Source organism: Aeromonas sp. (genome assembly GCF_050252055.1).
GTDB classification, from domain to species: Bacteria; Pseudomonadota; Gammaproteobacteria; order Enterobacterales; family Aeromonadaceae; genus Aeromonas; species Aeromonas caviae.
The window spans coordinates 194782-207323 of record NZ_JBFWLQ010000001.1 but is presented as its reverse complement, the minus strand read 5'-3'; the positions used below and the strand labels follow the sequence as shown (position 1 = coordinate 207323).

11 protein-coding genes, 1 tRNA gene and 1 other annotated feature are annotated in these 12542 nt (G+C 63.5%); of the genes, 3 read left to right on the top strand and 9 right to left on the bottom strand.

The features are described 5' to 3' along the window. Nucleotides 1–9: 9 nt before the first annotated feature. From AB7E19_RS00905 to AB7E19_RS00885, 5 genes are all read right to left on the bottom strand, one after another. Nucleotides 10–954, bottom strand: a complete 945-nt coding sequence (locus AB7E19_RS00905) for a YbgA family protein (protein WP_010673317.1) — start codon at nt 952–954, stop codon at nt 10–12. A gap of 173 nt (nt 955–1127) precedes the next feature. Next, entirely contained in the window at nt 1128–1757 is a 630-nt protein-coding gene (locus tag AB7E19_RS00900; protein WP_039041374.1) for an outer membrane beta-barrel protein, read from the bottom strand. A gap of 178 nt (nt 1758–1935) precedes the next feature. After that, nucleotides 1936–2490, bottom strand: a complete 555-nt coding sequence (locus AB7E19_RS00895) for a DUF3157 family protein (protein WP_039041373.1) — start codon at nt 2488–2490, stop codon at nt 1936–1938. A gap of 88 nt (nt 2491–2578) precedes the next feature. After that, a complete protein-coding gene (locus AB7E19_RS00890; RefSeq protein ID WP_010673314.1) occupies nt 2579–3409 on the bottom strand; it encodes a hypothetical protein in 831 nt (276 codons plus the stop codon). Between the two features lie 147 nt (nt 3410–3556). Next, a complete protein-coding gene (locus tag AB7E19_RS00885) occupies nt 3557–4156 on the bottom strand; it encodes an HAD family phosphatase (protein ID WP_322131503.1) in 600 nt (199 codons plus the stop codon). Between the two features lie 191 nt (nt 4157–4347). Further along, nucleotides 4348–4481 (top strand) — a sequence feature (Phe leader region). Nucleotides 4482–4519: 38 nt separating this feature from the next. Between AB7E19_RS00885 and pheA the strand changes: the two genes are divergently transcribed. Next, nucleotides 4520–5692 (top strand): prephenate dehydratase, encoded by a 1173-nt coding sequence (pheA, locus tag AB7E19_RS00880; RefSeq protein WP_103244400.1) that lies wholly within the window; start codon nt 4520–4522, stop codon nt 5690–5692. Between the two features lie 624 nt (nt 5693–6316). On the opposite strand, the gene AB7E19_RS00875 is transcribed toward pheA, so the two are convergent. Then, nucleotides 6317–6742, bottom strand: coding sequence for an LPP20 family lipoprotein (locus AB7E19_RS00875; RefSeq protein ID WP_010673311.1), 426 nt, complete (start codon nt 6740–6742; stop codon nt 6317–6319). Nucleotides 6743–6830: 88 nt separating this feature from the next. After that, entirely contained in the window at nt 6831–7451 is a 621-nt protein-coding gene (locus AB7E19_RS00870; protein WP_010673310.1) for a FlgO family outer membrane protein, read from the bottom strand. Nucleotides 7452–7716: 265 nt separating this feature from the next. Here AB7E19_RS00870 and AB7E19_RS00865 point away from each other — a divergent pair, with 265 nt between their 5' ends. Further along, nucleotides 7717–8868 carry a flagellar assembly protein FlgT gene (locus AB7E19_RS00865; RefSeq protein ID WP_427934491.1) on the top strand — a complete coding sequence of 384 codons (1152 nt, stop codon included), beginning with the start codon at nt 7717–7719 and terminating at the stop codon, nt 8866–8868. A 50-nt stretch (nt 8869–8918) separates the two neighbouring features. After that, a tRNA-Arg gene (locus AB7E19_RS00860) sits at nt 8919–8995 on the top strand. 187 nt (nt 8996–9182) lie between these two features. On the opposite strand, the gene AB7E19_RS00855 is transcribed toward AB7E19_RS00860, so the two are convergent. Then, entirely contained in the window at nt 9183–10397 is a 1215-nt protein-coding gene (locus tag AB7E19_RS00855) for an HlyD family efflux transporter periplasmic adaptor subunit (RefSeq protein WP_052688010.1), read from the bottom strand. Next, the gene (locus AB7E19_RS00850; protein ID WP_322131496.1) at nt 10387–12495 is read right to left on the bottom strand and encodes an ATP-binding cassette domain-containing protein; all 2109 of its coding nucleotides are present in this window, start codon (nt 12493–12495) and stop codon (nt 10387–10389) included. Before AB7E19_RS00850 ends, AB7E19_RS00855 begins: the two co-directional genes overlap by 11 nt. Nucleotides 12496–12542: the final 47 nt, after the last annotated feature.

Here is a 12542-nt window from a genome sequence, read left to right as displayed (position 1 = left end):
GCCACACCTTCACAGCCCGTAACGCAATTTCAGCGTGTCGGGATGGGGATTGAGGTACACCTGCTCGGCGAGATAGGGGTTCGGGTACTCGCGCAGGTAGTGGCGGATCAGGGTAAGGGGCACCAGCAACGGGAAGACCCCGGTGCGGTACTTGTCGATGGTGTCGCACAGCTCCTGCTTCTGGGCCGGGGTCAGCACCCGCTTGAAGTAGCCCTGCAGGTGCATCAGCACATTGGTGTGGCTGCGGCGGTTGGCCCGCAGGGTCAGCGCCGCCATCAACCCCTGGATGTAGCTGTCGGCCACCTCCTGCAGGTTGGCCTTGCCAAGGTTGGCGAGCAGGCGCCCCAGCGCCCGGTAGTGGGTGGTGGCGTGGGAGAGCACCAGGTACTTGTAGCGTGAATGGAAGCGGATCAGGGCTGAGGCGGTGATCCCCCGGGCGCAGAGCTGCTGCCAGTCGTGGTAGGCGAAGACCCGCAGCACGAAGTTCTCCCGCAGGATGGGGTCGCACAGGCGGCCATCTTCCTCCACCGGCAGCAGGGGGTTGGCCTCCATCAGCGCCTTGGCGAAGAGGCCGACACCCTCCTTGGCGCTCCCCTCGTTGTTGGCGCCATAGATACGCACCCGCTCCATGCCGCAGCTGGGGGACTTGGCGCAGAGGATGTAGCCGGAGAGGAAGTCGAGCTGGCGTGCCTTCTGCTCGCTGAAGGCAATCAGCTTGTCGGTGACGTCGAAGCTGCCGTTGCTTGCCTCGGCCCGCACCTCGCCCTGGCGCTTCACCAGCCGGATGGCGGCGCGGGGTGCGCCCAGGCCAATGGCCATCTCGGGGCAGACGGGGTGATAGTCGAAATGGGCACCCAGATCCCGTTCGCAGAAACTGGATCGTTTGTGGCCCCCGTCGAAGCGCACTTCCTGGCCGAGCAGACAGGCACTGATACCGACCTTGATCTTGTACATGATGAAGCCCCTTGTATAAGCCTTGAGTAAGTTATAGCAGTTATACAAAAAATTGGAAGCTGTATAACTATTGCGAACTGATACGGCCAGGGGGCGGCGGGCGGATCAGCCCCCATAAAAAAAACCCATGACCGAAGTCATGGGTAAAGGTGAAGACCCTGCAGGAAGGATGATCAGAAGCTGTATTTCACACCCAGGCTGGAGATGGAGCCTTTTTGCAGATCCCAGTTGCGATAGGTGTAGTCGGCGGTGAGGGCCAGGTTCTGGGTCAGCTTGTACGCCGCCCCCGCCTTGAAGTCGTGCATGTCGTCGGTCATGTTGGCGTAGCGATAGCCGGTGGAGAGCTCGACGGCGCCGATGTCGTAGCGCAGGCCCACTTCTCCGTAGAGGCTGCCGCTCTTCTTGCGGGCCAGGGTATCCCAACCGGAGTGGTTCACGTCGGAGGCCAGCTCCCGTTCCAGGCTGTAGCCCATCAGGCCGGTTTCACCGTAGAGGTTCAGGCCGGTGCTGAGGGGGGTGTAGACACCCATCCCCAGGCTGGAGATGGCCATGCTGTCGTTGCCGCTGCTGCGGGAGGTGTATTCGCTGCCGATCCGGCCATAGACATTGCTGGTGAAGCTCTTGGAGAGATCCAGGCTCAGGCCGCCGAAGTCGCGGTTCTCCCCATCCTTGCCACCGATGTAGTCAGACTTGGTGTGGGCCCAGGTGGCAGAGCCCTTGGCATAGCTGAAGGCATCTTGCGCCAGGACGGAGGTGGAAGAGAGACCGGCCAGAACCAGAACAGACAGTGCGATCTTTTGCATTTTGTTGACTCCATGGGTTGAGTTAGGCGGACCTAACTGGAATGGAGCCATTGTGACGGGCAAAGGGGGCAACGCCGAGGAGCAAGCTGTTGCCAAACCATGTCAGATGTAAGCGGATATTGCTGGCGGTTACCGGTGCAACACTCTGCGGGGGAGCGAGGGCTCCCCCGCCGTCATCCTAGCGGAATTCCACCTCGTCGATCTGCACCCGCACCAGCGGCTTGCCGGTGAGGCCGGCGGGTCGTGCCAGCTCGATGGCCCGGGAGGCGCGAGCCTCCCCCTTGCGCAGGTAGGAGTCAGGCAGGCGGTTCTCCCCGACCCAGAAGCGCACGGGCTCGCTCGAGAGCTGCACCCCGTCGGCGCTGAACAGGGTCAGGCTGCCGTTGACGCGCACCACGTTGCGACTGCCGGTGTTGCTCACCACGAACTGCAGGCTGAGGGGATCGTCCCCCGCCACCTGGTCCAGCTTCACCGTGATGCCGTCCCGGGTCGCCTGGGAGAGCAAGTCGGGATGGGCCATGGCCTGCTCGGTCAGCACCGGGGCCGCGACACTCGCCGTCACTGCCTGACCGGCTACCGTGGCTGCCGGCTTGACCAGCAGGTATTCCCAGGTGAAATCGTCATTGAGTTGCACCTGGCGACCATCCGGCAAGGTGATCTGGTGCAGGGGAGCCGCCTCGGCCAGCAGAGGGCACAGACAGAGGGCGACCAGCAGTCGGGAGAGGGGTTTCATGGGCAGGCACTCGATAAAGGATGCGAAGGGGGCAGTATAAAGAGTCGCGCCCTCCTTGCCTATGACCCCCCTCACGTTACGCCCCGGCTCAGATGACCAGGGGGTGGGGATCCTCCAGCGTGGCCAGATCCAGGGTCACCAGATCGAACTGGGCACTCCTGAGGGCCTTCTGGATGGTGGGCTGCATGTCGAACACCAGGGCCCGCAGCCGTTCGGGCACCCGGATCCTCGCAAGGGTGGTGACCCTGTCACCCAGGGTATGGAAGAAGACCTGGGCTCCCCCCAGCCCCATGTCCACCAGCATCTGCTCGGCCATGTCGACCATCCGCAGGTGCCGCCTGTCCAGGGAGGCCATATCGACAAACCGCCGGCTCAGGCAGGCCTCCCCCACGTCTCCCCAGAGCGCCAGTTGCCGCTTGTGAAAGCCGTAGCGAAAATCCCGGTTGGTCATCCCCTGCTCGGCAAAGATCCAGAGGGTGTTGGCGGGCAGGCTGTGGAATCGGCGCAGGTACTCCCGCTTCTCCTCCACCGAGGCCGACATCAGCAGCGGCGGGCCCTCTTCATGTTCGAGCTGCTGGCAGAGGTAGCGCACCGGGTCGGTCACCTCGGCGAGGTGGCCCAGGTGGGCGCTGAAGATCATCTCGTCGGTCTTGAGCACCTGATGGGGGATGCCGTAGTGCCGGCAGTAGCGCTGTGCCCTGGCCACCGACTGGCGGCTGAGGGTGGGGTTGTCCAGGGTGATGGCGCGAAATCGCACCCCGCTGGCCCGGCACAGATCCATGCTGTAGCAGGATTCCAGTCGGCCGGAGAAGGAGACAAGCAGTTCGCTGTAACCGGCCAGGGTGTTGATGAGCCTCTGTTCCCTGGCTTGAAAGGTCTGATCGTATCCCCGATGCAGCGCAACGACATTGGCATCCATAACAACAACTCCGGATGATGAACTGGATACCATTTTGCCCGCACCAAGCTGAATATACACTTAAAGAGCATGGATAAAGCTGTACGTTATTTGCCCTCAATCAAGGTTTTGCACACTTTTTTCGCTGCGAAGCGAAACTGGCTCTCCTCAGGCAGGCAACAACCCCTGAGCGATCAGATGCGCCCGGCACCGGGCCGGATCGGTGAAGATCAGCCCCCGCAGACCGAGCGCCTCGGCCGCCGCCACGTTGGCCGGGCTGTCGTCGATAAAGAGGCACTCCCCAGCCTTGAGGCCGAACGACACCAGCAGATAGCGGTAGATGTCGGGCTCGGGCTTGAGCATCCGCACCCGGGCCGACACCACCTTGCCGCTGAAGAAGCGCCAGAAGGACTGATGCTGCTCCAGCCAGTCGATGCTGGCGTGCCCCATGTTGGAGAGGGCATAGAGGGTGTGGCCTGCACCGTGCAATTCTTCGATGAGCGCCACCATGGCAGGATCCGGCACAAGGGAGGACGGCACAGCCTGCAAGATGGCCAGATTCTCCGCCATCGACAGGCCGGTGCGCCCCTGCGCCTGACGGGCCATGGTGTGCAGGGAGAGGGTCCCCCTGTCCACCTCCAGCCAGTCCGGGTGGTTGAACAGCTGATCCGCGATCGCTGTCGCCCCCTTGGGTCCGCGCACCCCACTCACTATGGCCACCGGATCCCAGCGCACCACCACCCTGCCCAGATCGAAGATCACCGCCATCGTCTCGTCCCCTCTATGTGTTGTTGCCACGGATGTGGTCACGGCGGTTGCCACAAACAGGGACCAGAACGACGCTCACTCCCCCTCGGCAACCCGAGCCACCACCCTGCCCCGTTCAACGCCCCCGGGCAAGTTTTACTTGCATCGCACCGCCAAATCCCTTAATGGTTATGGCGTTACATTCAGGACACGCCCATGAACACACCATTCTTCTTTGTTTTCTCGTTTACCCGGCCCACATGAGGGAAGGCCCGTCGTCACGTGAACCATTCGCGTAAACAGAAACCAAAGACGAATCGAGCCTCCCCAGCGGAGGCTTTTTTTTGCACCACACACCACAGAATCACTGGATAGGGAACCACTATGGCAACGCTCGACGAGATCAGACACGACATCACCCAGTTGGATCAGGAGCTGCTCGCCCTGCTGGCCAAACGCAAGACCCTCAGCATCGAGGTCGCCCGCGCCAAGCAGGCCAATCCCCGTCCCATCCGTGACCACCAGCGCGAGCAGGACTTGCTGGTCGCCCTGATCCAGAAAGGGCGCGCCCTCGGACTGGATGCCCAGTACATCACCCGCATCTACCACACCATCATCGAAGACTCCGTGCTCTCCCAGCAGGCCTACCTACAGAGCCTGCTCAACCCCCAGCAGCAGGAGCCCATGACCAGCGTTGCCTACCTGGGACCACGCGGCTCCTACTCGAGCCTGGCCGCCCGCAAGTACCTGGCCCGCTACAAGGATCAGGTGATCGAGGTGAACTGCCAGAACTTCCGCGAGGTGCTGGACACGGTGGAGTCGGGCCGCGCCGCCTTCGGGGTGCTGCCTATCGAGAACACCAGCTCGGGCTCCATCAACGAGGTGTACGACGTGATGCAGCACACCACCCTCTCCATCGTGGGTGAGCTCACCTATCCCATCGAGCACTGCATCCTCACCGCCGTGCCCACCGAGCTGTCCCGCATCAAGACCTTCTACGCCCATCCCCAGGTGTTCCAGCAGTGCTCCCATTACCTCAGCAAGCTGGAAGGGGCGCGCCACGAGATCTGCGACTCCTCCTCCAGCGCCATGATGAAGGTCAAGGAGCTGGCAAGCCCGGAGGCGGCGGCCATCGGCAGCGCCGCCGGCGGCGAGCTCTACGGCCTGGACGTGCTGGCCGAGCAGCTCGCCAACCAGAAGGAGAACTACAGCCGCTTCATCGTGGTGGCGCGCAAACCCATTGACGTTGCGCCCCAGATCCCGGCCAAGACCACCCTCATCATGTCCACCTCCCAGAAGCCGGGCTCCCTGGTGGAGGCGCTGCTGGTGCTGCGCAGCCACGAGATCAACATGACCAAGCTGGAATCCCGTCCGGTGCAGGGCAACCCCTGGGAGGAGATGTTCTACCTGGATGTCTCCGCCAACCTGCAGACCCCGGCCATGCAGGCCGCCCTGCTGGAGCTGACCAAGATCACCCGCTACATCAAGGTGCTGGGCTGCTACCCGAGCGAAGACGTCAAGCCGACCGCCGTGCCGCCCGTCTTGATGGGAAGCTGATGGGGAGCGGATCCCGCCCCTGCCACACAAAGGCGAGCCCCGGCTCGCCTTTGTGCTCTCTGCGCCCTCCCCGTGAGACGCGGCCCAGTCCCGCCCTTCCCTTCCGGCATTAAACCGCCCTCCACCCTCTTCCTCGTGAACCCGGGATCCTGGCGCTGCTGTCTTTCCACTCACCATCAGGCCATCTTCCTCCCGTTGCGGCCTCCTTTTGCCGCCTGCCGGGCCTTTCTATCGTTTGGCTTTATTTAACGACATGGCAACATCGTTAGATTTCCCTAAACAAAAAAGGCCGCCATTCCGGCGCCCGGGCACCTCTTGTTCGATCTCAGCCCCCTTTTTCCTCGCTACAGGCCGGATCCCGCCCGGCACCTCAACCCCGTTTCTCCTGCCGAAGACCAGCTCCTCCCAAGACGCCAACCCCGGTTATCCTCCCCAGGCGCTATACCGCCCACGCGCCAACCCCGGTTACCCTCACCGCTGGCCCTATCCCGTCCAACGCGCCAACCCCGGTTATTCCCCGCAGATCCGAGCCCCTTCCCGACCAAACAAAAAGGCGAGCCTGCGCTCGCCTTTGTCTGTACCGTGATGATCGCCGGGCTCATGCCGGCGCCCCCCGGACCCGCCCTAGAACTGGCCCGCCATCAGCTGGTTCAGGTGATAGAGGTTGCGGGTATCGAGCTCCAGCTCGGTGGCATAGGTGTTGCCACGGGGATAGGTCGCCACCACCCGGGCACCGCGCACCATGCCCGCCACCGACACATCCAGGGAGTTGGAGGTCTGGGTCAGGTCCTTGTAGCTGCTCTGGCCGCGCACCTGCTGGCCGTTGAGCTGCTCCGCCAGCTCCCGGTAGGCGTCCATCTTGGAGGCGCGGATCGCCTGCAACATCTTCTCGGACTGGGAGGGACCGGGCTGGATGTCGATCACCGCATACCCCACCGCCTTGAGCACCGGGAAGTCATCGGGCTTCTCGCCCACGTCATAGTTCACCACCCGGTTGCCACTGCACGCCGTCAGCAACATGGCCATCAGGCAACCCAACAAGATTTTCATCGCTGTTTCCCCGTTTTCCTGTTCACCACACCCGATGTTTCACGGCTCAATATCAGCCAGCCCGCTTCACGCTTCATGACGCGCCACCTCAAGGGGTCAGGTTGACCAGATGACCGGACGGGCTCTGGCCCCCCCGCATCAGGTAACCGCGATTGATGGAGGCCCGGCCAAAGGAGTTGCTGGCACCGGACAAATATTGTTTCGGGATCAAGCTCTGGGCCGTGGTCTCGACCATCTTGGTGCGCAGATCGATGATGCGGGCGTTGACCAGGATCCCCTGCTGATTGCGGCTGAAAGTGCCGGTCAGGATGCGGGAGATGGGTAGCCGGGACGAGAGATCCTTGTAGTTGCGGCTCATCACGAAGTCCCCCTGCGGGGTCACCTGGATGTTGCCCGTGGTCTTGAAGTCCACCACCACCTCACCGCGCCGGTTCAGCTCGTAGATGAAGCTCTCCTCGATCTGCTGCCCCATCCAGTTGGTGTCCTTCAGGGTGTCGAGATCGACAAAGGAGGCGACCGCAATGGGCTCGGTCAGGGTCGTGAGGGACTTGCGCTCCATCAGCTGATCCGTCATGCGGGCCACCAGCCAGTTGAGCTCCATCCCCTTCGCCGCCTGGCGGGGGTCTCCCAGCTCCCGATTGATGGGGTCGGCCGACCCGCAACCGACCAATGCCAGCGCCACCGCCAGCACCGTGATAACTCTCTTCATGGATACCTTTCCTGTATCTGCACCTGACCTGTTATCGGTCGCAACCGCCAACACTTGAGGCGGGAATGCGCGCAGGATCCTCGATGATCCCCGGGCAAAGGCGCGCACTGTGCCACCGGAGCCCACCGTACGGGCTCCGGCCAGGGAAGAAGGCATGGTTCTTGCTTTTATTTGGTCACCCGCTCCGGTGCAGACCGGATCTGTGTCCAGGATCCCTGACCCGCCCCACCGGCGGCAGCGGGGTCGCCCACTCAAGGTGTTTGTTATGAAAGTTTCGCTGCTGTTCACCCTGCTGCTGGCCAGCCTGTCGGCCAGGGCCGAACTTATCGAGGCCCAGGGCAGTGCCGCCATTCTGGGGGGCGACGAGGTCTACGCCCGCGAGCAGGCGACCCGGGATGCCCTGCGCCAGGCGCTGCTGGCCAGCGGCGCCTCCGTCTCCAGCATCCAGCGCCTGGAAAACGGCAGCCTGCGCTCCGAGCAGATCCAGATCCGCTCCGGCGGCGACATCCGCCAGTACCGCCTCAAGCGCGAAGAGGTGCGCAACGGCCGCATGTACATCACCCTCGTGGCCGACATCCAGGCGGAGCGGCAGATCTGTCAGACCCAGCACTACGCCAAGGATTTGACGCTGGTGCGTCTGCGCATGCGCTACCCGGACCAGGCGAGCACCGGTGCCCTGGACGACATGCCCGCCGATCTCTCCCGCCGGCTGTTTGAAACCATGGCGACGACGCCCCAGGTGGTCGCACGCCAGTGGCTGGACGAGAACCTGCGCATCGACCCTCTCCATCTGCAACAGGGGGATCGCAGCGCCCTCGAGGAGATCAAGGCCCTGAGCCTGCGCACCGACAGCCAGTATCTGGTGCTCGGCAGCATCGACGACCTCTCCCTCGAGCCCCAGGGCAACGCCCTCACCAGCTGGTATGAGGATCCCGTGCGCAATTTCTCCATGCAGCTCTACCTGTTCGACGGCATCAACGGCAGCCTGCTCGGCCGCAAGGAGTACAAGGGCCGCGCCAACTGGACCTTCTCCAAGCGGGAACAGGTGGGCAGCAGCGGCGGCCAGTTCTGGCAGTCGAGCTTTGGCCAGGAGGTGGGCTACCAGTTGAAGGAGGCGGCCCAGGACATCGCCGCCGAACTCGCCTGTGCCCCCGTCACCGCCCGGATCGTGGCCCAGCACGAGCGCGGCCCCCACATCAACCTGGGCCGTCGCAACGGGGTCAAGCTCGGGGACCAGTTCCGGGTCCAGCACAGCGCCGACTTCGTCGACCCCTATGGCAAGTCCAGGGTGATGCGCAACCCCGCAGACGGTCTGTTCGAGGTGGTGCAGGTGTTCGAGGATGGCGCCATCATCAGCAGTCAGAACAAATATTCGCCGTTCAATGTCCAAATCGGTGACCTGGCCGTATTGGAATAGGAATCAAGGGTTTAAAAGCACAATGCTTCTTGTATAATGCCCGCCACAAGGTTCCCGTAGCTCAGCAGGATAGAGCGGTCCCCTCCTAAGGGACAGGCCACTGGTTCGACTCCAGTCGGGAACACCATACACAGCAAGGGGCTGGCATCGTCATGATGCCAGCCCCTTGTGCGTTTCTGCGCCATTTCCCCCTCATCCCGGGCGCCACATGGCGGGCCTCGGGGAGCGACACCCCTCGCCACGGCCTGTGCGCCATGCCCGCCAGATCAGGCAGGCATCAGCTCGGGGACGAGGTCAGGTCCCCTCAATCCCATCTAGCGCTCTCCGAATGACTCGCTCAGGGTCTTGCGCAGGGGCTTGAGCAGGTAGTCCATCACGGTACGATCACCGGTGCGGATATCCACCTGGGCCGTCATCCCCGGCAACACGTCGATCTCCCTGCCCGTCGTGGAGGTCACGGGGTAGCTGGCAGGCTTGATCCGCACGCGATAATAGATGTCCATGCCGCGACTGGTCTCTTCCTTGAGGCTGTCAGCACTGACATAGGCCACCTCCCCCTTCACGCCGCCAAAGATGGTGTAGTCAAAGGTGTCGAAACGGATCGTCGCTTCCAGACCCGGCACCACACGGGCAATGTCCGCGGTGCTCACCTTGGCCTCAATCATCAGATCGTCGTCGACCGGGATGATCTGCATCAGCTCCTCCCCGGCCCTGAGCACACCGCCCACCGTGGTGACCCGGATGTTCTTGACGATGCCAGGCACCATGGCGGTAAACATGCTGTCCTGCTGCTCCTGCTTGCGCAGGGTCAGGGTCTGCGCGCCCTGCGCCATGTCATCCTCCGCCTTGGCCAGCTCCAGTCTGGCCTCCTCAAGGAACTGGTTGCGCCGGTTCACCAGCCGGGCCTCGGCCTCATTGAGCCCACGCTGCACCCGCAGCAGTTCGGAGCCGCTGGCATCGCCATCAGCATAGAGCTGCTCCACCAGACGCAGCTCCTTCTGGGCCAGTGACACCGCCACTCGCATGGTTCTCAGCTCTTCCCTGAGGCCGGTCTGGCGCTGCTTGAACAGCGCCTCCTCGACACGGGCCGTCTCGGGAGAGCGTGCCAGCAGGTCAGGTGAGAAGGTGAGTCGCGGTTCACCGATGACTTCCGCCCGCAGCCGGGTGGCCCTCGCCTCCAGCGCAAACAGGCGGGCCTCCACTTCTCCGACCGACGCCCCCACTCTGGTCTGCTCCAGACGGGCGAGCAACTGACCGGGGGCCACCCTGTCCCCCTCCTTGACCAGCAACTGCTCCAGCACGCCGCCATCCACCGACTGGATGATCTGCACCCGGCTGCTGGCAATGACCTCGCCCGTGGCACGGGCGACTTCGTCCACCCGAAACCATGAGGCCCAGGCAACAAAGATCGCCATCAGGAGCGCCGTCATCCACAACCAGCCCTGACGGCCCCGGTGAGAGTTCTGCAACTTGCGGATCCGAGCTTGGGTACGCGCATCATCGTCTTGCAGGAAACGATCAGACCACATCAAGCATTCCTCCTTTGCCAGGGTGCGAAGATGCCGCCGGTCGGGCGAGCATCTGTGTCAGCACCCGATCCGGCGTGCCATCTTTTACCACCCGCCCCTGTTGCATGGCGATGACCCTCGTCGCCAGCCGGGCGGCCGCCATGGGTCTGTGGGTCGCCACGATCACGATATCCTCGGGCTGTATCGCCCCTTGCAAGGCCGTCCAGACACGCTGCTCGGATTCGCCGTCAAGGGCCGCCGTCGGTTCGTCCAGCAGCCATACCCTGGGCTGGTTGATCAGGACGCGAGCAAGCGCAACCAGCTGCCTCTGGCCGCCAGAGAGCCCCTCTCCTCCCTCGCTGATCACGAGATCCATCCCCTGAGGGCTGGATGCCGCAATGCCGTCGATGCCGAGCTCGCGGGTGATCTGCAGCAGGCGAGAGTCGCTGGTCACGCCGGTCAGGGCCAGATTGCTGCGCAGGGTGCCCTTGAACAGCTGTACGGCTTGCGGCAGATACCCCACCTGGCTTGCCACCAGTTGGGGATCGATTTCCCACAGATCGGCGTCTCCCAGACGGATGCGGCCTTCGCTGGGGCAATACAGGCCGGCCAGCATCTTGAGCAGCGTCGACTTGCCACACCCGATCGGCCCGACCAGCAATACCCGCTCACCGGATTTGAACTGCAGGCGCTCGATGTCGAGCTGGCAGATGGGCGATTCGGGATAAGCGAAACGCACGCGCTCCAGGGCCACCTCCCTGGGGAGTTCGTCCGGCAGCAGCAGTTGCTGCTCCGGGCGCCGATCCCGCGACAGGGACAAGACCTGGTGCACCATCTGCAACGCCTGTCTGACTTGCTGCCACTGCGCAAGATACTGGACGCTCTGGGCGATGGGGGCGATCACCCGCCCCCCCAGGATGCTGCACGCGATCATCCCCCCCATCGTCAGGAGGCCAGCCTCGATCTGCCATACCCCGACAACCACGGCGGCCACATAGGCCAGGGTTGACAGGCTGCTGGTGCTGACGCTGGAGAAACTGCTGACCGCCTTCTGCTGGATGTTGTAGCCATCGATGGTCGCCGTCACGTCTTGCCACTCCTGTGCAAAACGCCAACCGGCATTGTTGGCGCGAATCGTCTCTGCGCCCCGGATCGTGTCGACCAGCAACCCCTGGCGCTCGTTGCTGCGCAGCATCTGCTGTGACAGCAAGGCGCGAAGGCGCCACTGGCTGACATATCCCAGCAGCAATGCCACTGGCAGCAGCAGGGTGTACACCCAGCCCACCGCGCCGCCGATGATGGCGATAAATGCCAGAAACAGGGCGGCAAAGGGCAGATCCACCAGTGCAAACACCACGCCGGCACTGAAGAACTGACGCACGGCATCCAGCCCGCCAACCTGGGCCGCCAGAGTGCCCAGGCTGCGCGGCTGCTGATCCAGGCGCAGATGCAGTACATGCTCGAAGACCTGCTGCGAAACCCGCTTGTCGACGGCACAGGAGAGGCTGTCCAGGATCCTGGCCCGGGTGATCTTCAGCATCCAGTCCAGCAGGATGATCAACCCCATGCCGGTCACCAGGGTGGTCAGGGTCGAATAGGCCAGGGTCGGCACCACACGGTCATAGACCTGCATGGCGAAAATGGACGTGCCGACGGCCAGCAGGTTCACCAGCACGGTGGCCACGATGACTTTCCACAGCCAGCCCCGCTCTCGAAAGAGTTCTCGCCACACCAGGCGAGACGCCAGGTTGCCGGAGAAGACACTGTCGGCATCGGCACGTCTGCTCACCGGTGCCCGCAGCCAGACCACCAGGGCATCCTGCAGCTCGCTCTCATCGGCCTCACGGCGCATCCCTGCCCCATCGAGCAGGGTCAGGCGGCCCGTGGCATCCCGCTCCGCCAGCATCCACTCCCCCTGGGCACAGACCAGTGCCGGCAAGCGGCGCTGATCAAGACGACGCCAGGCGAGTTGCACGGGTGCAAGGTTCTTCAATCCGGCCTGGATCAGTACCTGCCTCAACCACTGCGCGGGCCCGAGGGTGGCCGTGGCTGGCGCCGCCTGCTCCCACGCCTGTGCCAGTGCATCGCGGTCGAACGGGATCTGTAACGTAGCCAACAAGTGTGTCACCAACGCAGATGACATGCCGTGCGGCGCCTGCTCGGCGG